At 67.0% G+C, this 22,340-nt stretch carries 24 protein-coding genes; 14 read left to right on the top strand and 10 right to left on the bottom strand.

Features of this window, described 5'->3' with window-relative positions:
* Nucleotide 1: 1 nt before the first annotated feature.
* Together MUG95_RS08255 and MUG95_RS08250 are read right to left on the bottom strand one after the other, a co-directional pair.
* Entirely contained in the window at nucleotides 2-946 is a 945-nt protein-coding gene (locus MUG95_RS08255; RefSeq protein WP_247005584.1) for an N-acetyltransferase, read from the bottom strand.
* Between the two features lie 133 nt (nucleotides 947-1,079).
* Nucleotides 1,080-1,325 (bottom strand): ferredoxin, encoded by a 246-nt coding sequence (locus MUG95_RS08250; protein ID WP_247005583.1) that lies wholly within the window; start codon nucleotides 1,323-1,325, stop codon nucleotides 1,080-1,082.
* A 111-nt stretch (nucleotides 1,326-1,436) separates the two neighbouring features.
* Between MUG95_RS08250 and MUG95_RS08245 the strand changes: the two genes are divergently transcribed.
* From MUG95_RS08245 to MUG95_RS08235, 3 genes are read left to right on the top strand one after another with little or no spacing between them, the layout of a single operon-like run.
* Nucleotides 1,437-3,740: an ATP-dependent DNA helicase gene (locus MUG95_RS08245; protein ID WP_247005581.1), complete on the top strand. Its 2,304-nt coding sequence runs from the start codon at nucleotides 1,437-1,439 to the stop codon at nucleotides 3,738-3,740.
* Nucleotides 3,740-4,228: a KEOPS complex subunit Cgi121 gene (cgi121, locus tag MUG95_RS08240; RefSeq protein ID WP_247005580.1), complete on the top strand. Its 489-nt coding sequence runs from the start codon at nucleotides 3,740-3,742 to the stop codon at nucleotides 4,226-4,228. Before MUG95_RS08245 ends, cgi121 begins: the two co-directional genes overlap by 1 nt.
* A gap of 48 nt (nucleotides 4,229-4,276) precedes the next feature.
* A complete protein-coding gene (locus MUG95_RS08235) occupies nucleotides 4,277-5,131 on the top strand; it encodes an alpha/beta fold hydrolase (protein WP_247005579.1) in 855 nt (284 codons plus the stop codon).
* Between the two features lie 60 nt (nucleotides 5,132-5,191).
* On the opposite strand, the gene MUG95_RS08230 is transcribed toward MUG95_RS08235, so the two are convergent.
* A complete protein-coding gene (locus tag MUG95_RS08230; RefSeq protein WP_247005578.1) occupies nucleotides 5,192-5,818 on the bottom strand; it encodes a MaoC family dehydratase in 627 nt (208 codons plus the stop codon).
* A gap of 230 nt (nucleotides 5,819-6,048) precedes the next feature.
* On the opposite strand from MUG95_RS08230, the gene MUG95_RS08225 reads away from it, so the two are divergent.
* The 5 genes from MUG95_RS08225 (at nucleotide 6,049) to MUG95_RS08205 (ending at nucleotide 9,727) form a co-directional block, all read left to right on the top strand.
* On the top strand, nucleotides 6,049-6,360 hold the full coding sequence (locus MUG95_RS08225) for an AbrB/MazE/SpoVT family DNA-binding domain-containing protein (protein ID WP_247010467.1): 312 nt from the start codon (nucleotides 6,049-6,051) through the stop codon (nucleotides 6,358-6,360).
* A gap of 2 nt (nucleotides 6,361-6,362) precedes the next feature.
* Complete coding sequence (locus MUG95_RS08220; protein ID WP_247005569.1) at nucleotides 6,363-6,926, top strand: hypothetical protein; 564 nt, start codon at nucleotides 6,363-6,365, stop codon at nucleotides 6,924-6,926.
* Between the two features lie 47 nt (nucleotides 6,927-6,973).
* Nucleotides 6,974-7,516: a poly(R)-hydroxyalkanoic acid synthase subunit PhaE gene (locus tag MUG95_RS08215; protein ID WP_247005567.1), complete on the top strand. Its 543-nt coding sequence runs from the start codon at nucleotides 6,974-6,976 to the stop codon at nucleotides 7,514-7,516.
* Complete coding sequence (gene phaC / locus MUG95_RS08210) at nucleotides 7,513-8,889, top strand: class III poly(R)-hydroxyalkanoic acid synthase subunit PhaC (protein ID WP_247005565.1); 1,377 nt, start codon at nucleotides 7,513-7,515, stop codon at nucleotides 8,887-8,889. The genes MUG95_RS08215 and phaC overlap by 4 nt, the downstream gene beginning before the upstream one ends.
* Before the next feature lie 97 nt (nucleotides 8,890-8,986).
* On the top strand, nucleotides 8,987-9,727 hold the full coding sequence (locus MUG95_RS08205; protein WP_247005563.1) for a beta-ketoacyl-ACP reductase: 741 nt from the start codon (nucleotides 8,987-8,989) through the stop codon (nucleotides 9,725-9,727).
* 14 nt (nucleotides 9,728-9,741) lie between these two features.
* Here MUG95_RS08205 and MUG95_RS08200 read toward each other — a convergent pair whose 3' ends face one another.
* A complete protein-coding gene (locus MUG95_RS08200) occupies nucleotides 9,742-9,942 on the bottom strand; it encodes a hypothetical protein (protein ID WP_247005562.1) in 201 nt (66 codons plus the stop codon).
* Nucleotides 9,943-10,024: 82 nt separating this feature from the next.
* On the opposite strand from MUG95_RS08200, the gene MUG95_RS08195 reads away from it, so the two are divergent.
* Complete coding sequence (locus MUG95_RS08195) at nucleotides 10,025-10,474, top strand: SLOG cluster 4 domain-containing protein (RefSeq protein WP_247005560.1); 450 nt, start codon at nucleotides 10,025-10,027, stop codon at nucleotides 10,472-10,474.
* 23 nt (nucleotides 10,475-10,497) lie between these two features.
* On the opposite strand, the gene MUG95_RS08190 is transcribed toward MUG95_RS08195, so the two are convergent.
* The 3 genes from MUG95_RS08190 to MUG95_RS08180 all read right to left on the bottom strand — a co-directional run bounded on the left by MUG95_RS08190 (nucleotide 10,498) and on the right by MUG95_RS08180 (nucleotide 14,016).
* A complete protein-coding gene (locus tag MUG95_RS08190; protein ID WP_247005558.1) occupies nucleotides 10,498-11,949 on the bottom strand; it encodes an APC family permease in 1,452 nt (483 codons plus the stop codon).
* Between the two features lie 69 nt (nucleotides 11,950-12,018).
* Nucleotides 12,019-13,584: a glutamate-cysteine ligase family protein gene (locus MUG95_RS08185; RefSeq protein WP_247005556.1), complete on the bottom strand. Its 1,566-nt coding sequence runs from the start codon at nucleotides 13,582-13,584 to the stop codon at nucleotides 12,019-12,021.
* Nucleotides 13,585-13,635: 51 nt separating this feature from the next.
* A complete protein-coding gene (locus MUG95_RS08180; RefSeq protein WP_247005554.1) occupies nucleotides 13,636-14,016 on the bottom strand; it encodes a universal stress protein in 381 nt (126 codons plus the stop codon).
* Between the two features lie 81 nt (nucleotides 14,017-14,097).
* On the opposite strand from MUG95_RS08180, the gene MUG95_RS08175 reads away from it, so the two are divergent.
* Entirely contained in the window at nucleotides 14,098-14,853 is a 756-nt protein-coding gene (locus tag MUG95_RS08175; protein WP_247005553.1) for a ribonuclease H-like domain-containing protein, read from the top strand.
* Nucleotides 14,854-14,876: 23 nt separating this feature from the next.
* On the opposite strand, the gene MUG95_RS08170 is transcribed toward MUG95_RS08175, so the two are convergent.
* From MUG95_RS08170 to leuS, 3 genes are all read right to left on the bottom strand, one after another.
* Nucleotides 14,877-15,548, bottom strand: coding sequence for a GNAT family N-acetyltransferase (locus MUG95_RS08170; protein ID WP_247005552.1), 672 nt, complete (start codon nucleotides 15,546-15,548; stop codon nucleotides 14,877-14,879).
* An 89-nt stretch (nucleotides 15,549-15,637) separates the two neighbouring features.
* Nucleotides 15,638-16,354 carry a hypothetical protein gene (locus MUG95_RS08165; RefSeq protein WP_372608198.1) on the bottom strand — a complete coding sequence of 239 codons (717 nt, stop codon included), beginning with the start codon at nucleotides 16,352-16,354 and terminating at the stop codon, nucleotides 15,638-15,640.
* A gap of 79 nt (nucleotides 16,355-16,433) precedes the next feature.
* Nucleotides 16,434-19,124 carry a leucine--tRNA ligase gene (gene leuS / locus MUG95_RS08160; protein WP_247010466.1) on the bottom strand — a complete coding sequence of 897 codons (2,691 nt, stop codon included), beginning with the start codon at nucleotides 19,122-19,124 and terminating at the stop codon, nucleotides 16,434-16,436.
* Between the two features lie 300 nt (nucleotides 19,125-19,424).
* Here leuS and MUG95_RS08155 point away from each other — a divergent pair, with 300 nt between their 5' ends.
* The 4 genes from MUG95_RS08155 (at nucleotide 19,425) to MUG95_RS08140 (ending at nucleotide 22,303) form a co-directional block, all read left to right on the top strand.
* A complete protein-coding gene (locus tag MUG95_RS08155) occupies nucleotides 19,425-20,642 on the top strand; it encodes an acyl-CoA dehydrogenase family protein (RefSeq protein ID WP_247005548.1) in 1,218 nt (405 codons plus the stop codon).
* A gap of 101 nt (nucleotides 20,643-20,743) precedes the next feature.
* Nucleotides 20,744-20,905 carry a hypothetical protein gene (locus MUG95_RS08150; protein ID WP_247005547.1) on the top strand — a complete coding sequence of 54 codons (162 nt, stop codon included), beginning with the start codon at nucleotides 20,744-20,746 and terminating at the stop codon, nucleotides 20,903-20,905.
* A 131-nt stretch (nucleotides 20,906-21,036) separates the two neighbouring features.
* A complete protein-coding gene (locus MUG95_RS08145) occupies nucleotides 21,037-21,840 on the top strand; it encodes an N-acyl homoserine lactonase family protein (RefSeq protein WP_247005545.1) in 804 nt (267 codons plus the stop codon).
* Nucleotides 21,841-21,871: 31 nt separating this feature from the next.
* On the top strand, nucleotides 21,872-22,303 hold the full coding sequence (locus MUG95_RS08140) for a PaaI family thioesterase (RefSeq protein ID WP_247005544.1): 432 nt from the start codon (nucleotides 21,872-21,874) through the stop codon (nucleotides 22,301-22,303).
* Nucleotides 22,304-22,340: the final 37 nt, after the last annotated feature.

The raw sequence follows: 22,340 nt of genomic DNA, 5'->3' as shown, positions 1-22,340 counted from the left end.
CTCACTCGAACCCCCAGCCGTAGAAGGCACTCTTGCACGTGCAGGGCGTGTCGAAGCCACACTCCGGGCACTGCCACTTCGAGGGCGACGTGTTCTCGAACTCGGCCAGTCGCTCGGCCCCGTGTTGCTCCGCTATCGCCACGTTCGCGTCGCTCTCGCGCTCCCAGAGCATCCCGACGACCGGGGGGTTCTCCGCGAGGTAGGCCATCCCGTGCGTCACCAACGACATGCCGATACCCTGTCCCTGATAGTCGGGATGGATGGCGACGAGTTTGAACACGCTCAGCGGGAAGTCGTCGTCGTCGATGGGCGTCTCGGCGAGCAGTCGGTCGACCGGGACCTGAATCGCCGCGTCGAACTCCTCGCGGGTGAACCGTCCGGTGACGGCGAACCCGCCCACCTCGTGTTCGCGGTGGAGGTGTTCCTGCCCACGAATCTCCCGGATGCCCTCCTCGGGGACGTACACGTAGAGGTGCTTGTCGTCCGGTTCCACGTAGTCCTCGATGAGCGACTCGATACCCTGCACGTAGGCCGGACTCAGCACCGCCTCGCCGATGCCCATAATCTGTGCCCCGATGGCCTCACCGTCGGCGTACTGGTCGAGTCGGTCGGCGAGTTGCCGCAACGCCTCGGGCCGCGTGCCCGCACGGCTGACGATACCCGTCTCGGGGTCGCTCACCTCGTAGGAGTTCGCGCTCTCGTTCAGGAGCACGTCGGTCGCCGTCTCCTGCCAGCGCGTCACGCCGCCGTCGTCCTGCTTCCGTAGCGTCCCCCGCTGTGCCAGTTCCGCGAGGATATCACGCGTCGTCTCCCGCGACAGCGAGAGCGTCTCGGCGATACCCGCAGTCGTCGGTGCCGTCTCGGCCGCCGAGACGACGCCGCGAACCGCACCGCGTAGTTCGTCGTGCTGTGCTTCGTCACTCCGATTCTGTCGGTTTTCCGACATCACCGTGACCAACGGGCGCGTAGATAAAGTAATTCGTTACAAAATCGAGTGCGTCCAATAAAGACGCTCTCGAGCGGTCTACGTAGCACTCAGTGAAGCCGGGCAGTGGACGGACTGCGGGGGGAAACCGCGGTCAGGGAACCAGCTGCTCGCCGTCGTCGTCGTAGACGGCGATGGCGTCGACGGGGCAAGCACGGGCGGCGAACTTGGCGTCCATCTCCGCGTCGTCGGGCACCTCGCGGACGAACAGGCCGTCGTCGCGTTCCTCGCTGTCGGCGAGAACGGCCTTCCCGGCGTCGGTGTCTTCCTCGAAGTCGTCCCACTCGGCGACACACTGGAACATCCCGATGCAGGTGTCGCGGTCGTACTCGATTCGCATAGGCGGGCTTGGACCGTCGCGGCCATAGAACTGGCGGGAGGCGGGGCCACGGACGGACACCGCGTCCCCTACACGACAGTTTAAACCGGGGGACGCGCTAACGGGGCGGTAATGGACGTTGCGGACATCCCGGGGGTGCCCGACTGGTTGCCCGACTACCTGCGGGCCGACGGCATCGAGTCGCTGTATCCGCCACAGGCCGAGGCCGTCACGGCGGGCGTCACCGAGGGCGAGAACCTCGTCGCCAGCGTGCCGACGGCCAGCGGCAAGACGCTCGTCGCGGAGTTGGCGATGCTGTCCCACGTCGGCGAGGGGAGTGGGACCGCGCTGTACATCGTTCCCTTGCGCGCGTTGGCGAGCGAGAAGGCCGCCGAGTTCGAGGCGTTCGAGTCCTACGGCGTGGACGTGGGCGTCTCGACGGGCAACTACGAGTCCAGCGGGGAGTGGCTGTCGGATTCGGACATCGTAGTCGCCACGAGCGAGAAGGTGGACTCGCTCGTGCGCAACGACGCGGCGTGGATAGACGACCTCTCCTGTGTCGTGACCGACGAGGTGCATCTGGTCGACGACGGGGAGCGCGGCCCGACGCTCGAAGTGACGCTGGCGAAACTCCGGCAGTTGAACCCCGGCCTGCAGACGGTAGCACTGTCGGCGACCATCGGCAACGCCGACGAGCTCGCCGACTGGTTGGACGCCGAACTCGTGGACTCGGAGTGGCGACCCATCGAGCTCCGCAAGGGCGTCCACTACGGGCAGGCACTCCACCTCGAAGACGGGAGCCAGCAGGAGTTGCGGGTCCACGACGGCGAGAGCGAGACGGCCGCCGTCGTCCGGGACACGCTCGCGGACGACGGGTCGACGCTCGTGTTCGTCAACTCCCGGCGCAACGCCGAGGCGGCGGCCCGCCGGTTGGCGACGACGACGCGGGACGCGCTCGACGAGGAAGAGCGGACACGACTGGCCGAGGTGGCCGCGGACATCCGCGACGTGAGCGACACCGAGACGAGCGAGGACTTGGCCGACGCCGTGGCCGACGGGGCGGCGTTCCACCACGCGGGGCTGGCCGCCGACCACCGCTCGCTGGTCGAGGACGCGTTCCGTGACCGCCTCATCAAGACGGTGTGTGCGACGCCGACGCTCGCGGCGGGCGTCAACACCCCCTCCCGCCGCGTCGTCGTCCGGGACTGGCGACGCTACGACGGGTCGACGGGCGGGATGGCCCCGCTGTCGGTGCTGGAAGTCCACCAGATGATGGGACGGGCCGGCCGGCCGGGGCTGGACCCGTACGGCGAGGCGGTCCTGCTCGCGAACAACCACGACGAGCTCGACGAACTGTTCGAGCGGTACGTCTGGGCCGACCCGGAGCCGGTGCGGTCGAAGTTGGCCGCCGAACCCGCCCTGCGGACCCACCTGCTCGCCACCGTCGCCTCCGGCTTCGCGAGTTCCCGCGGCGGCCTGTTGGAGTTCCTCGAACGGACGCTCTACGCCGCACAGACCGCCGAGCGCGACCGGTTGGAGGGGGTGACCGACGACGTGCTGACGTACCTCGAACGGAACGAGTTCCTCACGCGCGAGGCACAGAGTGCCTCGGAACGGTCGAGCGACGGCGACCAACTACAGGCCACCGGCCTCGGCCACACCGTCTCGCGGCTGTATCTGGACCCGATGAGTGCCGCCGAGATTATCGACGGCCTGCGGGACGCCGACGACCGGCCGTCGGCACTCGGTCTCTACCACCTCGTCGCGCGCACGCCGGACATGTACGAACTGTACCTGCGCTCGGGCGACGACGAGGAGTACACGATGCTGGCCTACGAGCGCGAGGAGGACTTCCTCGGCGCGATGCTCAGCGAGTTCGAGGAGGGGCGATTCGAGGACTGGCTCGCGGCACTCAAGACCGCACGGTTGCTCGAAGACTGGGCCAGCGAAATCGAGGAAGACGAGATAACCGACCGCTACGGCGTCGGCCCGGGCGACATCCGCGGGAAAGTCGAGACGGCCCAGTGGTTGCTGGGTGCGGCCGAGTCGCTGGCGGGCGAACTCGGACTCGACTGCGTGCCCGCCATCCGCGAGGCGCGCACGCGGGTCGAACACGGCGTCCGGGCGGAACTGGTCGACCTCGCCGGTGTCCGGGGCGTCGGGCGCAAGCGTGCCCGGCGGCTCTACGACGCGGGCATCCGCACCCGCGCGGACCTCCGGGAAGCCGACAAGGCCGTCGTGTTGGGCGCGCTCCGGGGCCGCGAGAAGACGGCCGAGAACGTACTCGAAAACGCCGGGCGGCAGGACCCTTCGATGGACGGAATCGACCCGGCTGACGTGGCGGGCGTCGAGGACACGGCGGCCGGGAGCGACGCGGCGGAGGGTCCCGCCGGGACGGCCGACAGTGAGGACCAATCGAGCCTCGGTGATTTCTGATGCGGGTCGTCGAGGGGCTGGCGACAGTCGAGGACGTGGCCGGGTTCGTCGAGCGACTCGGGACTATCGGGGACGACCACGGCTGTGTCGTGCAGGCGTTCGACGCCCGCTACGTCGTGGACCGGGCACACCTCGAACGGGCCGTCGAACTCGCGGAGCGCGAGCGAGAGCGCGGTGCGGCCATCGCCGACGACCCGGGCGTCGAGATACTGCTGTACGCCGCGGGCCGTCGGCAGATTTCCCGGGCACTGGAGATGGGCGTCTCGGCGGGCGAGTGTCCGGTCGCCGTCGTCGTCCACGGGCGGGACGAGGCGGGTGCGGCGGCGGCCGTCGCGGACCTGCTCGACCCGGCGGAGACGCTCGGGGACTACGACGAGACGCTGGTCCGGGCGTTCTTCGACGTGTCCGAACGTGAATTAGCGGCGACGGCGGCGGACCTGCCGACGCTCGTCCGCGAACGGGTCGCCCTGTTGGTCGTCGAGCGGTGAGGGTGCGGTTCCGAACACCCATACACGCGGCCCGCCTAGAGCTGGCGAATGGAAGCCACGCAGAGTCAGTCGAACACGGTCGAGGTAGAGACCGGGCGGCGGGACGGGTCGACCACGGTCCGCTATCTGGCGGCCGGGTCGGGGCCGCCGCTCGTGTTGTTACACGGTGTCGGTCTCGACGCCGCTGGCATCTCGTGGAAACACGCTATCCCCGAACTCGCGGCGACTCACCGGGTCATCGCGCCGGACATGCCGGGCCACGGCGAGAGCGAGAAGCCGGACGTGGCGTACACGACCGACTACTACATCGAGATACTCGACGCGCTGGTCGCGGCGTTGGACCTCGAGTGCCCGAGTCTCGCGGGTATCTCGATGGGCGGCTGTATCGCGCTCGGGTACGCACTCGAGAACGACGTGGACCGGTTGGCCTTGGTCGACAGTTACGGGTTGGGGACGGACGCGGCGTGGCGGCCGATGGCGGCGACGGCACTGCGGACGCCCGGGATGGGGCAACTCGTCTGGTCGGCGATGGGGACCAACGAACGCACCGTCGAGCAGACGCTTCGCGGGTACACGACCCGCACCCCCGAGGCGTTCGTCTCGGAGGTCCACGAGGTGTTACAGGACCCCGGGTGCAGGCGGGCACTCAATCGGTGGCAGCGAAGCGAGTTCGGGCTGTTCGGGTTCCGGTCGTGCTACCTCGGTGACCTCGCGGACCTCTCGGCACCGACGCTGTTGGTCCACGGCGACGACGACTCGCTCCTGCCGGCGGCGTGGTCGCGGCGGGCCGCGGACCGACTTCCCGAGAGCGAACTCCACGTCCTCGAAGAGTGCGGGCACTGGCCCCCACGGGAGCGGCCGGAGCGGTTCAACGACCTGCTCGCGGCGTTCATGGGGAATTGAGAGCGGACGCGGTCAGTCCGAGCCGAGAGAAGAGCGGTGCCGGAGCGCGGAGGGGGTCGACTATTCGGGCTGTTCGTCGATGAGGATGACGGCCTCGCCGTCGATGACGGTTTCGCCGTCGACGGAGACGGTGGTCGACAGCCGGTACTGGTCGTTCCCGAGGTCCTCGACGATTTCGATGTCGGCGGTGACTCGGTCGCCCGGCCGAACCGGATTGTGAAATTCGAGGTCTTGGGAGAGGTAGACGACCAGTCCCGGGAGCCGGGCCAGAGCCGCACTGATGAGGCCGCTGACGAGCGTTCCGTGGGCGATACGCCCCCGGAAGCGCGTCTCGGAGGCGTACTCGTCGTCGAGGTGGAGCGGGTTGGTGTCACCGCTCGACGCGGCGAAGGCCGTGATGTCGTCGCTAGAGATGGTCTTGGTGAACTCGACGCGGTCACCGACACCCAGCGACGTTCGGTCGTGTTCGCTTATCTCGACGGTCCACTCGGTGAGGTCCTCGTCGGCCTCGATACGCTCGCGTGGCGGTTGGCTCGGGGTCGCCTCGTCGTCGTCTGCTTCAGCGTCGGCATCGACGCCGAACGCGGCGAAGGCCGCACGGTTAGCCTCGAGGAAGCTATTGAACACGTGTGACGACGTCGTCGTCCACGTGTCGAACAGCGCGCTCCGGCTCGGCTGAGAACTCATTGACACCAGTTATTGGTAACGGCAATATTAAAGCGTGGTGGTTCAGCCATCAAATCGGCTCTCCTGCCGTTTTACGCCCGCTCGACCGACAGCGTGCCGTTTCTCACTCGTCGTAATCGGTGTTTCGGTCGGTTCCGCTCCGTCTCATGCCATTCAGCTACATCTGATGTTAATCAATGGTTTTGATGGCAATCTTTATGGTCTCAGATGGTGTAGAGAGTAGTGAAGCGATGACCGAGAACGACGGCGGTTCCGACGGCTTGATGTGGCCCCCTTCGATGATGAAGAGTCTCCAGCAGGCCAGCGAGCAGGCGGTGGAGCAACAGCAGGAGTTCATACAACAACTGCTCGGTGCGAGTACCTCCGGCGTCGGCGTGCCACAGCTCGGCGCGATGAGCCAGATGGCAACGTTCAAGACTCGCGTCCAGAGCGGGGGTCGGGTCAGCATTCCCGACGCCGAACGGGAAGCTCTCGACATCGAGGAGGGAGACATCGTCCAAACCGTCGTCATCCCGGTCAAGCGCGACAGAACACAGGAGTAACTATGCCAGAATTTACCTCACCCGTAACGACGACCTTCGAGATGCAGCGTGAAGCAATCGAGCAGGGCCAACAGGCCATACAGCAGGGCATCGAGTTCCAGCAGAACATGAACGAGGCGTTCCTCGACAGCTTCGAGAGCCAGGAGTCGGCCCAGCGTCGGACCGTCGAACTGACGCAGTCCGTCCTCCACGGCTACTTCGATGCCGTCGAGGGAATGGTTCCCGGTGTGGACAGCGCGCTCGACGAACTGCGTGAGACCATCGACGAGCAGTACGACGTGCTGCTCGAGAACCACGCCGAGGCCTTCGAGACCCTCGACGAGCAGTACGCCGACGGCATCGAGACCTACGACGAGTTCGTGACCGACTTCCTCGACGCCCTCGACGAGCAGGTCGAGATGGCACTCGACGCCCACGAGGACATCGAAGAACAATCGGTCGAGGCCGTCGAAGAGGCCGAGGGACAGCTAGAGCAGGTGCAGGACCAGATCGAAGAAGTGCAGGACCAGGTCCAAGAGCAGGTCGAAGACGTTCAGGAGCAGGCCCGCGAGCAGATCGAAGGCTGAGTTTCTAGGGACCCCCACTTTTGTTTCCGTACGCACAACACACACCCATGAGCGATACATCCAACAACCCGATGGACGACTGGAACGAGATGCTACAGGACATGAACGACGCGGTGGCCGACTCCGTCGAGCAGAACATGAAGGCACAGGCGGCGTTCATGGAATCGTGGGCCGACGCCGTCGAGGAATCGGTCCCCGAACAGAACGAACTCGCCGAGGGGTTCGAGGGATACAACCGCGCCTACGAAGTGTGGATGGACGCGGCGGACAAGATGTTCGAGCGCTCGACCGACGCCGCACAGGGTGAGGACGTCGAGCCGGCCGAAATCCGGGACATCTGGCTCCAGTCGGCCAACGAGGCGTTCAAGGAAGTGATGGGGACTTCGGCGTTCGCGGCGGCCAACGGGCAGTTGGTCGAGGCCATGATGGACATGCAGAGCGAGGCCGACGAGGTGACACAGGACACCATCCAACAGATGGGCATGCCCACACGCGACGACGTGATGGAGGTCGGCGAGCGACTGCTCGAACTCGAGCGGCGACAACACGACGTCGAGCAGAAACTCGACCGGATACTCGAGCAACTATGATGAACCCCCTGAAAGCGGCCCTCGATGTCCAGCGCAAGAGCATCGAGGCGATGACCGAGAGTGTCGAAAAGGCCGAAGTCGCGCCCGAGCGAGCGGGGCCGCTCGCCAAAATCGACGTGGGCCAGACCCCAAGCGAAGTCGTCTACACCGAGAACAAACTGGAGCTACTCCACTACAAACCCGAGGAGGCGGGCATCGAGGTCCCCGAAGAAGAGCAGAGCGACGTGCCCATCCTCGTGGTGTACGCGCTCATCAACAAGCCGTACATCCTCGACTTACAGCCCGAGCGGTCCGTCGTCCGGCGTCTGCTCGAAGCGGGCCACGACGTGTACCTCATCGACTGGAACGAGCCGTCCCAGCTTGACCAGTTCCTCACCCTCGACGACTACGTCAACCGGTACATGGACAACTGCGTCGACGAGGTGCGCGAGCGGTCGGGGACGGACGAAATCAACGTCCTCGGCTACTGCATGGGCGGCACGAAGTCCGCGATGTACGCCGCGCTCCACCCCGAGAAAATCAACGCCTTGGCACTGATGGCCGCAGGCCTCTACTTCGAGGACACCGGCGGCGTCCTCGAAGAATGGGGAAGCGACGAGTACTACGACCCCGAGGACGTGACCGAAGCGTTCGGGAACGTCCCCTCGACGATGCTCGACGTGGGCTTTGCCCTGATGGACCCCGTCGACAACTACGTCTCGAAGTACGTCCGCCTCTACGACAACCTCGAAGACGAGGATTTCGTCGAGAACTTCGCCCGGATGGAGCGGTGGCTGGGTGAGGGCATCGACCTCGCCGGAGAGACCTACGAGCAGTTCCTGACCGACGTGTATCAGGACAACAAACTCTACGAGAACGAACTCGAACTCGACGGCCAGCACGTCGACGTGACGAACATCGACATGCCGCTGCTCCAGATAACCGGCGAGTACGACCACCTCATCCCCTCCGCCGCCTCCATCCCGTTCAACGACGTGGTGGGGACCGACGACATCGAGACTATCGAGTACCCGACCGGCCACATCGGCCTCTCCGTCTCGGGCAGTTCCCACGCCGACGTGTGGCCCCGCGTCGCGGAGTGGTTCCACGAACAGGGTGCCGACGACGAGTCCGAAGACGACGCCACCGAAATCGAAATCGAGGACGAGAGCGACGAAACCGAGACGACGGACGACGCCGCGGACGCGACCGACGAACAGGCCGGACCGGACGTCGAGACGGTCACCGGCATCGGCCCGACCTACGCCGAGCGGTTGCACGCGGCCGGCATCGAGACGACGGCCGACCTCGCCGCCGCGGACGCCGCAACCGTCGCCGACGCCGCCGAGGTGTCGGAATCACGAGCACAGGACTGGCTCGACCAAGTCGCCTGACGCGCGAACGGTATTTTTCCGACGAGGGTATTTTACAGATAGACACACGCCGGTCGGTGCGGCCATGCTTTTTGTGCCGGGGAGCGAAAGGAAGGGTATGCTGGAAGACCAGACCTGCGTCGTCACCGGGAGTTCACGCGGTATCGGACGGGGTATCGCGGAGGAACTCGGGAGTTACGGGGCCGACGTGGTCGTCAACTACCGGTCCTCGGAGGCCGCGGCACACGAGACAGTCGAGGCGATCGAGGACGGCGGCGGGAACGCGATTGCCATCCAAGGGGACGTCGCCGAGTACGAGGAAGTCGAGGCGATGTGTGACCAGGTACACGACACCTTCGGTCGGGTGGACGTGTTGGTGAACAACGCCGGCATCACCATCGACAAGAAGTTCGAGAACATGACCAGAGACGACTGGCAGACAGTCGTCGAGGTGAACCTCGGCGGCGTCTTCAACTGCACCCACTGCCTGTTCGACGACATCAAGAAATCGAGCGACGGCCGGCTCATCAACATCTCCTCGGTAGTGGGCCAGCAGGGGAACTACGGGCAGGCCAACTACGCGACGACGAAGTCGGGGCTGTTCGGATTCACTCGGACGCTCGCGCTGGAACTGGCCAGCACGGGGTCGACAGCCAACTGCGTCGCGCCGGGGTTCGTCGAGACGGACATGCTCGAGGAAGTGCCCGAACGCGTCCAGCAGAAGATACTCGACCGCATCCCCCTCAACCGCTTCGCCACCGTCGACGACGTCGCCGGCATCGTCCGCTTCCTCGCCGGCCCCGACTCCAGTTACATGACCGGCCAGATTCTCGCCGTCAACGGCGGCATGGAGTGGTGAGACGGCCAACATCCTCACTGCCGCCCGGCCCGGCGTCGGGCCGCACGATACGCGAGCATCCCCGCGGCAGCGAGGAGCAAGAGCCCGCCGACGATGGACAGCACGGGCGACAGGGCGGTGTCGTGATACCCGGCCACCGCGAGTCCCGGGTCGGCCACGAGGGCCAGACAGGCACCGACCAGCGCGACGAGTGCGGCAACCCGATGGGGTTTCACAGTATCGACCGGTAGACCGGGGCCGAACAAAAACCGGCCGGTGACCGGGACGGTTTTGTCGTCACGGGACCCGTCCCAACGCATGCGTGTGAGCGTAATCGGGGGTAGTGCAGTCGACGCGGCGACCACGGCCACCGCACGTGCGGTCGGGCGGGAACTCGGTGAGCGCGGACACGACGTCGTCTGTGGCGGCCTCGGCGGTGTAATGGCGAACGTCTGTCGCGGCGTGCAGGACGCAGACGGCCACGCCATCGGCATCCTCCCCGGCGACGACCCGGCCGCGGCCAACGAGTACGTCGACACACCCATCGCCACGGGGATGGGCAACGCTCGGAACGTCCTCGTCGTGTTGAACGGGCGGGCGACCATCGCAATCGACGGGGCGACGGGTACCCTCTCGGAGGTGGGGCACGCGCTGGACTTCGGCCGCCCCGTCGCCGGGTTGGACACCCACGACGTGCCAGGCGTCGAAGCGGTGGCGACGCCCGAGGAGGCCGTCGCGTACGTGGAGTCTGCGGTCGCGGGGCAGTAGGGAGATCTGCGGCGCGCCGCGGTTCACTCGTCACCGCCGAGTCGTTCGTGTTTGTGCAGCAACGCCATCCGGGCCTTCAGGTCGACGCCCGCCTTCTCGTAGGTCCGGACGCGGTAGACGTACAGCACGGTGACGAACGCGAACGCGAGGGCGACGAACAGGAGTGCCGAGGGGGCGGAAGCGGCGACGAGCACCGTGAACAGCACCGAGACGACGACGTTCCCGACGGCGACGGCCTTGAGGACCGGCATCGGGAGCTTGTATATCGAGTGTTCGTACCGCTGGGGGAAGACCTTCGGGAGGTTCCACAGCGCGACGCCACCGATGAGGAAGGCCACGAAGATGCCAGTCACCACGACCACCACGAGCCAGTCGAGGATGTCGATGTGGCCCAACAGCGTCTCGTCGACGACTGGTGCGACCGGAGCCGCGACCATCGGAGCGACGCCGAGGAGCAAGAGCGCGCGGTGTGGCGTCCCGTGGCGGTCGTGGACGGCCGCGAACGCCTCGGGGATGACCTCGTCACGGGCGGCGCGCATGACGGTCCGCGAGTAGGACGTGTAGAGCGTGTTCACCGTCGTCGCCGCCGCGACGAGCGCGCCGAGGCCGACGAGGAGGACGGCCGGGCCGGGCAACAATCCCTCGCTCACAGCGGTCAAGCCCGCCGCGTATGCCTCCCCCGTGTCGGGATTGATGGTCGCCTGCCACGGGACTGCCCCGGCGAGGACGAACACGAGGCCGACGGTGACGAGCGTCACGATGCCCATGCCGATGGCGAGGACGCGCGGGATGTTCCTGACGGGGTTTTCGACCTCCTCGCCGATTTCGATTATCATGCCGAACCCCTGGAATGGGATGTACAGCAAGACGACAGCGAGCAGGAAGGGGCTGAGGCCGCCGCCGTACAGTTCGGGCGGGAACAGCGGCCGGTAGTTCGACAGTTCGACCGCGGGCGCGGCACCGAGAATGAACGTCACCAGCGAGGCGAGGAACAGCACCACCAGTCCGATTTGGACCGTCGTGACGATTCGGATGCCGACGTAGTTGAGGGCCAGAAACAGACCGAGCAAGCCCCAGACGGCGACCACTGTGGGCACGGTCGTCCCCACGAGCGTCGCCAGCAGGCCGTTGAGGTAGTCCGCGAACCCGAGCGCGGCGAACAGCAGGTACGACCAGACGCCGAGGACCGGTATCGCCACCCCGACCATCCCCCAGTACGGCCCGACGAGCCGGGAGCCGTACACGTAAACGCCGCCGGCGACCGGAATCGCACCGCCCAACTGCAACAGAAGCAGGACGCCCAGCACCATCGGAACGACCGACGCGAGAATCGCCAGCGTGATGCTCGGGCCCGCCGCGGCACTCATCTGTGTCGGCACGACGAAGATACTCATGCCGATAGCCGTTCCCACCAGCAACGCCACCGCCCCCCACAGTCCGATTTGCTCGGTGATGAGTTTGTGCTCGGCCGCCATCGTGTGCAAGAATACCGTGGTATCTCTTCAAGCTATGGCCGCTTCGGGCGTGGGCCGACGGCGGAACGGTTAGTCGGCGAGCCAGTCGACGAACGTCTCCTCTATCAGCGTCTCGGCCTGTCGGTCGATGTACTCGGCCTGCATCCCCCAGACGGCTTCGGTGAAGGGGACGCCCCGGTCGACGGCGCGGGCGACGTGGTCGTGTTTCCAGCGGGCGGGCGTCAGCCGGCGGTCCACGCGCTCGCGGAGCGGGCGAATGTACCGGTGTGCGGCCTCCGAGGAGAGGCCCCGGAGTTCGAGGCCGTCGCGGGCGTACTCGAACAGTTCGCCGTATATCTCGTCTATCGCGCCGGTCTCGGCGGCGTCGGCGGTGAGCCACGTGAACTCGGCGTCGAGGCCGTCGCAGGCGGCGGCGTAGAAGTTCGCCCGGGCGGTCTGCCAGTCGAGGTTCTGCACGGGATGTTCCCGGCGGGGCAGACTCTCCATGAGGCCGGCGAAGACGGCCTCGAACGCGACGGCGTCCCGGATGGTCGGCTGGGCCGACAGCGGGCGAAACTCGATGCGGGCGTTGGCGTCCGACCGAGTCGCCCCGTCGAACACCGGGCGGACCCACCGCCAGTAGGAGCCGTGTTTGTGCCGGAAGTGTCGAAACCGGTCGTCGAACCGCTGGCCGTCGGGCACGTCCATCGGGACGATGGTGCGGTCGGTGGCGATGTCGCGGATGGCGTCCTCGACGGTGTCGAAGTCCGGCGGGAAACAGACCTTCGGGTCGCCCGCACCCGTCGGCGGGTTCAACACGTCCTCGAAGACGGTGATGCGGTTCTCCATCCACGCGTCGGTCAGTATCCGCTCGGCGGGGGCGTCGTCGTAGAGGTCCGGCGGGAAGAACGGCGAGTTCGCACCGAGTGCCACGAGCGGGCCGGCGACCCGGAGCGCGTAGGTGAAGTACTCGGGGAGGTCCGGCGCGTGGGCGACCTGATAGTGTGGCTGGATGGAGGTGATGAGACTCTCGAGCATCACCGTGTCGCCGTCGAGGTGGACGTGTGGCGCGTCGATTTCCAGCCCCGAGGGGTAGTCCGTGTTCGCCATCGCGTGGTAGCGCACGGAGTCGCTCATGTTCGTCCCGATGCGGATACCGGGCGCGTCGGCTCCCGGACCCCCACCGCTCTCGCTCCTGACTCCCTCTGCCTCGATGCTGTCACAGAGGTACTCGCGTGCCGTCTCACCGTTCGGGGGGACGGTCCACATCCCGTCCGAGACGAGACGGATGTTCTCCCGGCCCAAGGCGTCCTGGGCGGCCGCGATGTGGGCCTGTAACTCGGTCACCTGCTGGTCGAGGCCGTACTCCGAGAGGGGTGCTGGCGTGGTCTGTAACTCGGCGTTGTGGAGGCCGAGTTCCTTCTCGAACCCGATGCGGTCCAGCAGGCCCCGGGGAACGCGCCGCAGTGCGTCGGTCCGGTCGTCGACGGCGTACAGTTCCTGCTCCAGTCCGACGATGGCCTGTGAGTTGTCGAAGGTGCCCGCGTGAACCTCCTCGACGAGGTCCTCGGCCTCTGCCTCCGCGCGCGCTCGAAACGCTTCTGCGTCCACAGTCAGCGTGTCGGCCACCTTGGCGGCGAGTTCGGAGCCGGACATACCCCACCCTGTGCCTGCCACCGTGTTAAGCGTGCGGCCTCCCGGTCGCGGTCAATCGAGGGGCGGCAGGGGTACGACGACCACCGGCACGTCGAGACTCACGAGCAGGTCCGCGACGGTGCCGCCCAGTCCCGGCGGTGCGTCGGGGTCGCCGCGCCGCGGCCCGGCGACGACTTCGTCCACGTCGTGGTCGGCCACGAGTGCCTGTATCTCCTCGCTTGCCGACCCCTCGCGGGTGATGGTCTCGACGGTCGGTGCGACGAGGCGCGTCCGGGCGACGTTCGTCGCGTCCCCGGCGTCCCGCGGGTCCATCCCGGATTCGGTGATGCTGACGACGAGGACGGTGTCCTCGGGCGTGACGCGGTCACCGAGGTAGTCACAGGCGGCCGCCGTCGTGTGGACCGATGCGGTGGCGAGGAGGAACTTCGTCATGCCCGGACCTGCGAGCGCGGGGACCAAACCAGTTGCCCCGGAACCCGGAGACGTTTATACCGTCGCCCCGCTTTCCCGACTGTGCGCATCGAGAACAGTTTCATCCCGGTTCGGGGCGTGGGCGAGACGACGGAACGGAAACTCTGGGAGGCTGGCGTCACCCACTGGAACGAGTTCGACGGGACAGTCGTGGGTGAGACGACGGCGGACCGAATCGAGGCGTTCATCGACACCGCCCGTGACCGCCTCGCCGCGGACGACGCCCGGTACTTCGACGAACAGTTCCCGTCGAGCGAGCGGTGGCGACTCTACGAGAACTTCCGGGAGCGGGCCTGTTTCTTCGACATCGAGACTACGGGACTGGACCAGTACAGCGACCGCGTGACGACGGTGAGCGTCCACCAGGGCGGCGAGACGACCACGCTCGTCCGCGGCGACGACCTGACGGCCGACGCCCTGCGCGCGGCGTTCGCCGACGCCGACCTGCTGGTGACGTTCAACGGTGCCCGGTTCGACGTCCCCTTCCTCGAAACCTCGTTCGACCTCTCGCTGGACCACCCCCACCTCGATTTGCTGTACACCTGTCGCAAACTCGGGCTCAGCGGCGGCCTGAAACAGGTCGAGGCGGACGTCGGCATCGAACGGGACCGGCCGGACATCTCCGGGGAGGACGCCGTGCGACTGTGGCGGGAACACGAACGCGGGAGAGACGGCGCGCTGGAGACGCTCGTCTCCTACAACCGCGAGGACGCCGTCAACCTCCGCGCACTCTCGGAGACGGTCGTCGACCGCCTCCACCACGAGGTGTTCGAACCCGTCGTACGCGACGGCCGGTAGCCCGCTCCCGGTCGCTCACACAGTCAGTCCTCGACGTGGGGGCCGAACCACTCCTCGTACGTCTCGTCGTCTATCCGCTCGTCGTCGCCATCGCTCTCGAACCACTCGTCGGGGTCCACGTCGGCCTCCGACTGGGCACCGAGTTCGAACCAATCGGCGTCCTCGGGCACCCTGTCCTCGGGCACGTCCTCGAAGATGTCGTCGGGGTCGAGTTCACGGAGGTCCTTGCGCATACGGACGAACAACACGTCCACGTCCTCGACGGTCACCACCTCGTCCTCGAGTCGCCAGTAGCCGACCGACTGGTAGAACCCGACGGCGTTACGCGCGGCGACGATGTCGAGTTCGTCGATGCCCTGAAACTGGGCACTCAGTTCCAGTTGCTTGAGGAGCGCGGTGGCGATGCCCTCACCGTGGGCGTCGGGCCGGACGTAGATGGCGTCGATGCGTTCGTCGGGGACGGTCAGCGCGCCGTAGCCGAGTATCTCGCCGTCCCGTTCGGCGACGTGGACGACGAAGCGGTCGTCCGCGATGGCCTCCTCGAAGGTGTCGACGTAGCTGTCTTTCGGTGCCCACACGTCGATCTGTTCGGGGGAGTACTGCCAGTGTTCGAGTTCCTCGATTGCCGCCCGCTTGATGTCGAGAATGGTCCCTGCATCGGCGGGGCGGGCACGACGGAAGCGCGCGTCGGGCATCAGTGACAGTCTCCGTGAAGGGGGATATACACGGAGTTTCGGTGCCAGTAATAAAAGTCGAACGGCCGTTCCACAGCCCGAAACCCGGCTCAGAGGCCGCCCCACCGGACGTACACCATCACGGCGACGATCGTCAACTGGAACAGCCCCTGCACGCCCGCGAGTTTCGCGTTCCGCATCCCGATGGTGCTGATGACGTCGGTGTCGGGGTTCTCGGAGGTCATCTCCAGATACATCCGCACCTCGCCGGGCATCAGGACGCCGAACCCGAGGACGCTGAGGACGGTGACGATGACGAGCGTCACGAGCATCGCCGGGGAGGTCATCGCGAAGGCCGGGAGCGTCGTCGCCAGATACGCGCCACTACCCACGAGGGCAACTCCGAACGCGGCCAGCCAGCGCGTGTCGGTCAAGGCGTCGAACTGCCAGCCGATGAGCGCGAGCGCGGGGAGGAGCGTCGCGGCCGTCAGTATCGCCAGCCACGGGTGGGCGTTGGGGAACACGTCGAGACGGAGCGCGAGCGTGATGCCGCCGGCGATGGTGACAAGCGCGAGCGACGGCATCAGGAACGTCATCTTGGGCGTGAACCGGCGGAACACGTCGGCCCGTGCGTCCACGGAGAGGCCGCCCAGCACCGGGCCGAGGACCATCGCCATGAACAGGTCCGTCCCCGTCCAGAGGACGCCAGCCATGACGTGTGCGTACGTGTGGTGTTGGACCGTTCCGAACAGCGTCGCAGCGAGCAGTACCGCGACGGGGACGACGACGGCACCCGTCGCGAACGCCGGGTTCGCTCGCTCGCCCATCCCTCGAACCGTGCCACGAACTGTTGCTGCCATGGGCGAGATGGGTGGCCGGGTCCGTCAAATAGTCAACGGAACGACCTCACTCGATGTGAATCGCGGGCTTGTTCGGGCGGGCCTTCGCCGCGAGGTCGTCGTCGGCCGTGGCCCGCCGCACGGTCACTTCGGCACCGAACTCGTCTTCGAAGAGCCACGCGGCCTGTTCGAGCGTCGTCAGTTCGCGCTCGGGCGACACCGTCGGTTCGAGTTCGGCGCGTTCCGCCCGTAAGTCGGCGGCGTACTCGGCGGCCCGTGCCGCGTCCGCCCCGAGTTCGGCGTCGTCGGCGAGCGTCCGGGGCACGGCGGCCGGGTCCTCGGCCTCGCGAACGGCGTCATGGGCGCGGTGTTTCCACGCCTGTGCGACGACCACCTCGACGCGTTCGGGGTCGGCGATGTCGACCACGTCGGTGATGTCGCGCACGTCCGCCAGCGTCCGGTCCACGAGCCGCCGCTCGACGCGGTAGTCGGGCACGTCCGAGAGCGGGGCGGGCCAGTCGGCGGCCGCCAGCGGCCCGTCCTCGCCCAGCAGACTCCACAACTCCTCGCCCAGATACGGGGCGATGGGCGCGACCAGTGCGGCGAGCGTCCGCAACCCCCGAGCGTAGGCGTACTTGTAGGGAACGTCGTACTCGCGGTACCGGCGGAGCAGGCGGGCGAACCGCCGGAGTTCGCCGATGGCTTGGTGGAACCGGAACCGCTCGTACTCGTCGGTGACGGCCGCGATGGTCCGGTCGACCTCGCGTTCGAGGTAGGCGTCGTGGGGCGCGCTCTCGGTCCGGGTGTCAACGTCGCCGTCGGCGAAGGCGGCGACCATCCGGTAGAGGTCCTGCTGGAACTCGTAGGCGTTGCTCACGTCCTCGGTGGTCCACTCGAAATCCTGCCGCGGGTGGGCGGCCGAGAGGACGAACAGCCGCGTCGTCTCGGGCCCGTACTCGTGGGGTGCGATGGCGTTGCCCTTCGATTTCGACATCTTCCGGCCGCCGTGGAGGACCGTCCCCTGATTGACCAACCGGTCGACCGGTTCGCGAGTGTCGAGCAGGCCGAGGTCAGCCAGCGCGCGGGTGAAAAACCGGATGTACAGCAGGTGGAGGACGGCGTGTTCCTCGCCCCCGACGTACACGTCGACGGGGAGCCACTCGTCGGCGGCGTCGGTGTCGAAGGGGGCGTCCTCGACGCTCGCTGTTTCCGAGGTACTCCGTGCCTCGCTACCGGGTGCCAAGTACCGCAAGAAGTACCACGAGGAGTCGACGAAGGTGTCCATCGTGTCCGTCTCGCGCTCGGCGGGGCCGCCACAGTCGGGACACGTGGTCTCTTTCCAGTCCGTCGCGGCGTCCAGCGGATTCCCGGTCGTGCGGACAAACTCGGGGAGTTCGACCGGCAGATCCTCGTCGGGGACGGGCACGCTGCCACAGTCGGGGCAGTGGACCATCGGGATGGGCGTCCCCCAGTACCGCTGGCGGGAGATGAGCCAGTCGCGCAGGCGGTAGGTGACGGCCGACTCGACGGCGTCGTGGTCGAGCAGTCGTTCGCGGGCGGCGGAACTCGCCAGCCCGTCGTACTCGCCGCTGTTCGTGAGCATCCCGTCCTCGGTGAAGGGGGCGGCCGCCGGGTCCGTCCCGTCCTCGCCGACGGGTTCGACCACCTGCCGGACGGGCACGTCGTGTTCGCTGGCGAACTCGTGGTCACGCTCGTTGTGGGCCGGCACGCCCATCACCGCACCCGTCCCCACGTCGTCCAACACGTAGGCGGCGACGTAGACCGGTAGTTCCTCGCCCGTCAGCGGATGGACGGCCGTCAGGTCCGTCTCGACGCCCGAGAGCCCCGCGTCGCCGGGGTCGGCGGCCCGGACCGACTCGACGTACTCGGCGACCTGTTCGTCCGTGGCGGCGGCCGCGTCCGCGAGGTCGTGGCCCGGCGACACGGCCAGATACGTCGCGCCGAAGGCCGTGTCCAGTCGGGTCGTGAACACGTCGACCGGTCCCTCGCCGGGAACCTCGAAGGTGAGTTCGGCACCCTCACGGCGACCGATCCAGTTGCGCTGGGCCTCGCGGACGCCCTCGGGCCACCCGTCCAGCTCGTCCAAGTCGGCGTGGAGTTCGGCGGCGTAGTCGGTGATGGTGAAGAACCACTGGTCGAGTTCCCGGCGGCCGACGGGCGTCTCACAGCGCCAGCACACCTCGGTTGTCTCCGTCGTGCCGTCGGCGCGTTCGCGTTCGTGGTCGGTGACCTGCGCGTCGGCCAGTACCGTCTCACAGTCGGGGCACCAGTTGACGGTGGCGGCCTCGTACTCGACCAGCCCCGCCTCGTGGAGGCGGGTGAACAGCCACTGGTTCCAGCGGTAGTACTCGGGGTCACAGGTGGTTATCTCGCGGCTCCAGTCGTAGCCAAAGCCCATCTCCTCCAGTTCGTCGCGCATCCGCTCGATGCAGGTTCGGGTCCAGGACTCGGGGTCGGTGTCGCGCTCGAAGGCGGCGTTCTCGGCGGGCAGGCCGAAGGCGTCCCAGCCCATCGGGTGGAGTACGTCGTCGCCACACATCCGACGGTAGCGGGCGTAGGCGTCGGTGATGGCGTAGTTTCGGACGTGGCCCATGTGGAGTGCCCCCGAGGTGTAGGGGAACATCCCGAGGACGTACGTGGGGTTCTCGGGGTCCTCGGGGCACTCGTAGACCCCGTCGCGGTCCCAGACGTGTTGCCAGTACTCCTGCACCCGAGCGTGGTCGTATCTGCGCGACATCCCGTTGGCGTTCATTGCACCCGCCGCGTATATCACTGTTCGGCCCGCGGGGCTTCGGGGGAAACCCCCTCTGTTCGGGTCGAGAACCGAGTGACTGAAGCCAGTTCGACGGCAGGAAGAGGGCTAGCGAAACGGACCCCCGGTCGGCTCTATAGTGCTCCCGACGGTCGCGTACCACACCCCAACGACGGCCAGCCGTCGGGCGAGGCGGCTCCTACCCCAGTATAAGTGTACGTGGCTGGTCCAGCGACGTGAGGTTCGGCGGGGCTGTTTTTGTAGTCGGCGCGAAACCACCGTGTCATGCTCTCGTTCGACGACTCGGAGACGGCCACGGAACTGGCGGCGCGTGCGCGAGCGTTCATGGACGAGGTGGTCATCCCGACGGAACGTGACCTCGCTGGCGGGGCGACAGCGTCCGACGGGACCATCAGCGACCTGCGACGGCAGGCACGCGAGTACGACGTGTACGCCCCGCAGGTCCCCGAGGAACACGGCGGGATGGGGCACGACTTCCGGGACGTGCTTCCGGCCTTCGAGCAGGCCGGGCGGAGTCTGCTCGGGCCGACGGCGATGCGCGTGGACGCCCCCGACGAGGGGAACATGCACCTGCTCGAACTGCACGGGTCGGACCTCCAGAAAGAGCAGTACCTCGAACCGCTCGTCGCGGGCGAGATGCGGTCGGCCTTCTCGATGACCGAACCGATGCAGGGGGCTGGCTCGGACCCCAAGATGATTCAGACCACCGCCGAGAAGGACGGCGACGAGTGGGTCATCGACGGCCACAAGTGGTGGACCACACAGGGCATCCGAGCCGACGTACTGCTGGTGTTCGCCCGCACGGACCCCGACGCACACCCCTACGAGGGCTGTTCGGTCTTCCTCGTCCCGACAGAGGCCGACGGCGTCGAAATCGTCCGGAACATCCCCCACATCGGGAGCGAGATGACGGGCAAGGGCCACGCCGAAGTGAAGTACGACGGCGTCCGCGTTCCCGAGGAACACCTGCTCGGCGAGGAGGCGAAGGGCTTCCAGCACGTCCAAGAGCGACTCGGCCCGGCCCGTCTGACCCACTGCATGCGCTACTCGGGGATGGCCGACCGCGCCCTAGACATCGCCAAGGCGTACATGACCGAACGCGAGGGGTTCGGAACGCCGATGGCCGAGAAACAACACCCCCGGTACGCGATTACCGACCACGAGATTCGGCTGGGGGCGGCACGGTCGCTCGTCCGCACGGCCGCCGACGAAATCGCCGCCGGTGGGCAGGCCCGTACCGAGGTGTCGATGGCGAAGGTGTTCACCGCCAACGTCGTCCAAGAGGCCATCGACACGGCGGTGCAGTTCTGCGGCGGGAACGGCATCGCCCGTGACCTGCCGCTCGCCGACTTCTACGAGGCCGTCCGGCCGTTCCGCATCGTGGACGGGGCCGACGAGGTGCACAAACGAACCGTCGCCCGCGAGGCCTTTGCCGACGTGGACGAGGCGGAACTCGACCCCGTGACTCGGTTCGGGGAGTGACCCCCGGGAACGGACGGCCCCGAGTCGACACCCATCGGGAGACGGGAAGTGTCACGTGGTGAGTTACAACAACTATGGTACCGAATACCATAGTCCGTGGTATGGGTGAGGAAACTACGACGCGCATCCACCGGACACGGTGTGTCGAGTGTGGGTTCGAGACGCCAGCGGAGAGCGAGGCGTGGGAGTCGGCCGACCACCCGACGCTGGGAACGCTCACGAAGTGTCCGGAGTGTGGGAGCACGAACACCACGAACCGGTGACCGGCGACGCGGGCGGCGTGTCCGACCCGGCAGATTTACACGTAGGAACCATTTCCCGCCGGGGAGCACCGCGTTCCCGCCGGTGCCGTTCTCGGGCGAAATTTTAACCCCGCCCGTGCGGAGTGAGTGGCATGGCCGACGTGACGGTCACCCTGCTCGACCGGGGCACGCTCAGGACGGACGTAAACCGCATCGTCGAACACTTCAACGTGGGGACGGCCGCAGACCCGGACCCGGAGACGATGCTGGGCGAGGGGCCGGTGTACAATCTCGTCGTCGACCACCCGGAGGTGACGCTCCTCTGGGACACCGGGTCCCACCCCGACGCCGGGAGCGGCCACTGGCCCGAGGAGTTGTACGACGCCTTCGAGGCCGTCGACGCCGACGAACACCCGCTCGAAGCCGACTTGGACGACGCCGGGTACGCGCTCTCGGACATCGACGCCGTCCTCCAGACGCACCTCCATCTGGACCACGCGGGCGGCCTGCACAACTTCGCCGGGACGGACACGCCCGTCTACGTCCACGCCGAGGAACTGAAGCACGCCTACTACAGTGCCCGAACCGACGAGGGGTCCGACGCCTACGTCCTCGACGATTTCGACCACGACCTGAACTGGGAAATCGTCCATCGAGAGCGGGAGACCCACTTCGAGGGCATCGAGTTCCTCCACCTGCCGGGCCACACGCCGGGGCTACTGGGGACGAAACTCGACATCGACGGTTACGGGACGGTGCTGTTCACCGCCGACGAGGCGTACACCCGGGCGAACTACTTCGGCGAGAAGCCGATGGGCGGCGGCCTCCTCTGGAGCAAACGTCACTGGAAGGAGAGCCTGCGGTGGCTACAGGAACTCGAACGCCGCCACGACGCCGAGGTGTACTGTGGTCACGACGGCGACGACGTGGAACAACTGCGCGACGGTCTGCCCTGACACTTTTCACCCCGCCCGTCGGAGGGCGGCTATGTCCGAGACCCACTACCGGAAACTGGAACGGATGTACCACGACTCGCCCGTGGGTGAGACCATCGAGACGGAACTCACCGTCGGCGACGGGGCGGCGACGGTCGAAGTTCCGGTGAAAGAACGGTACCACCACGCGCTGAGCGGTGTCCACGGCGCGGTGTACTTCAAAGCACTCGACGACGCCGCCTTCTTCGCGGCCAACTCCGTCGTCGAAGACGTGTTCGTCCTCACCACCGACTTCAACCTCTACTTCGAGCGGCCCGTCTCGGCGGGGACCATCCGCGCCGAGGGCGAGTTGGTCAACGAGAACCCCGAGCAACTCATCGCGGAGTCGGTTGCCTACGACGACGACGGCAACGAACTCGCCCGTGGGAGCGGCACCTTCCGCAAGAGCGACGTGGCACTGACGCCCGACATCGGCTACGAGTAGCGAGCGGGTGAGACGCGGGATTGCGTTTATACAGCAG

The sequence above is a fragment of the Halorientalis litorea genome, from assembly GCF_023028225.1.
In the GTDB taxonomy this organism is placed as follows: Archaea; Halobacteriota; Halobacteria; order Halobacteriales; family Haloarculaceae; genus Halorientalis; species Halorientalis litorea.
Note: the sequence above shows the minus strand (reverse complement) of the source record. Positions and strands in the feature narration are given on the sequence as shown.

What these genes read in the sequence shown, in the direction of transcription:
- MUG95_RS08230 (WP_247005578.1), bottom strand. Translation starts at nt 5,818, where the DNA reads ATGAGTTCTCAGCCGAGCCGGAGCGCGCTGTTCGACACGTGGACGACG.
- MUG95_RS08150 (WP_247005547.1), top strand. Translation starts at nt 20,744, where the DNA reads ATGGGTGAGGAAACTACGACGCGCATCCACCGGACACGGTGTGTCGAG.
- MUG95_RS08215 (WP_247005567.1), top strand. Translation starts at nt 6,974, where the DNA reads ATGAGCGATACATCCAACAACCCGATGGACGACTGGAACGAGATGCTA.
- MUG95_RS08255 (WP_247005584.1), bottom strand. Translation starts at nt 946, where the DNA reads ATGTCGGAAAACCGACAGAATCGGAGTGACGAAGCACAGCACGACGAA.
- MUG95_RS08165 (WP_372608198.1), bottom strand. Translation starts at nt 16,354, where the DNA reads ATGGGCGAGCGAGCGAACCCGGCGTTCGCGACGGGTGCCGTCGTCGTC.
- MUG95_RS08140 (WP_247005544.1), top strand. Translation starts at nt 21,872, where the DNA reads ATGTCCGAGACCCACTACCGGAAACTGGAACGGATGTACCACGACTCG.
- cgi121 (WP_247005580.1), top strand. Translation starts at nt 3,740, where the DNA reads ATGCGGGTCGTCGAGGGGCTGGCGACAGTCGAGGACGTGGCCGGGTTC.
- MUG95_RS08225 (WP_247010467.1), top strand. Translation starts at nt 6,049, where the DNA reads ATGACCGAGAACGACGGCGGTTCCGACGGCTTGATGTGGCCCCCTTCG.
- MUG95_RS08195 (WP_247005560.1), top strand. Translation starts at nt 10,025, where the DNA reads ATGCGTGTGAGCGTAATCGGGGGTAGTGCAGTCGACGCGGCGACCACG.
- MUG95_RS08190 (WP_247005558.1), bottom strand. Translation starts at nt 11,949, where the DNA reads ATGGCGGCCGAGCACAAACTCATCACCGAGCAAATCGGACTGTGGGGG.
- MUG95_RS08245 (WP_247005581.1), top strand. Translation starts at nt 1,437, where the DNA reads ATGGACGTTGCGGACATCCCGGGGGTGCCCGACTGGTTGCCCGACTAC.
- MUG95_RS08155 (WP_247005548.1), top strand. Translation starts at nt 19,425, where the DNA reads ATGCTCTCGTTCGACGACTCGGAGACGGCCACGGAACTGGCGGCGCGT.
- MUG95_RS08185 (WP_247005556.1), bottom strand. Translation starts at nt 13,584, where the DNA reads ATGTCCGGCTCCGAACTCGCCGCCAAGGTGGCCGACACGCTGACTGTG.
- MUG95_RS08235 (WP_247005579.1), top strand. Translation starts at nt 4,277, where the DNA reads ATGGAAGCCACGCAGAGTCAGTCGAACACGGTCGAGGTAGAGACCGGG.
- MUG95_RS08220 (WP_247005569.1), top strand. Translation starts at nt 6,363, where the DNA reads ATGCCAGAATTTACCTCACCCGTAACGACGACCTTCGAGATGCAGCGT.
- phaC (WP_247005565.1), top strand. Translation starts at nt 7,513, where the DNA reads ATGATGAACCCCCTGAAAGCGGCCCTCGATGTCCAGCGCAAGAGCATC.
- MUG95_RS08145 (WP_247005545.1), top strand. Translation starts at nt 21,037, where the DNA reads ATGGCCGACGTGACGGTCACCCTGCTCGACCGGGGCACGCTCAGGACG.
- leuS (WP_247010466.1), bottom strand. Translation starts at nt 19,124, where the DNA reads ATGTCGCGCAGATACGACCACGCTCGGGTGCAGGAGTACTGGCAACAC.
- MUG95_RS08170 (WP_247005552.1), bottom strand. Translation starts at nt 15,548, where the DNA reads ATGCCCGACGCGCGCTTCCGTCGTGCCCGCCCCGCCGATGCAGGGACC.
- MUG95_RS08250 (WP_247005583.1), bottom strand. Translation starts at nt 1,325, where the DNA reads ATGCGAATCGAGTACGACCGCGACACCTGCATCGGGATGTTCCAGTGT.
- MUG95_RS08180 (WP_247005554.1), bottom strand. Translation starts at nt 14,016, where the DNA reads ATGACGAAGTTCCTCCTCGCCACCGCATCGGTCCACACGACGGCGGCC.
- MUG95_RS08205 (WP_247005563.1), top strand. Translation starts at nt 8,987, where the DNA reads ATGCTGGAAGACCAGACCTGCGTCGTCACCGGGAGTTCACGCGGTATC.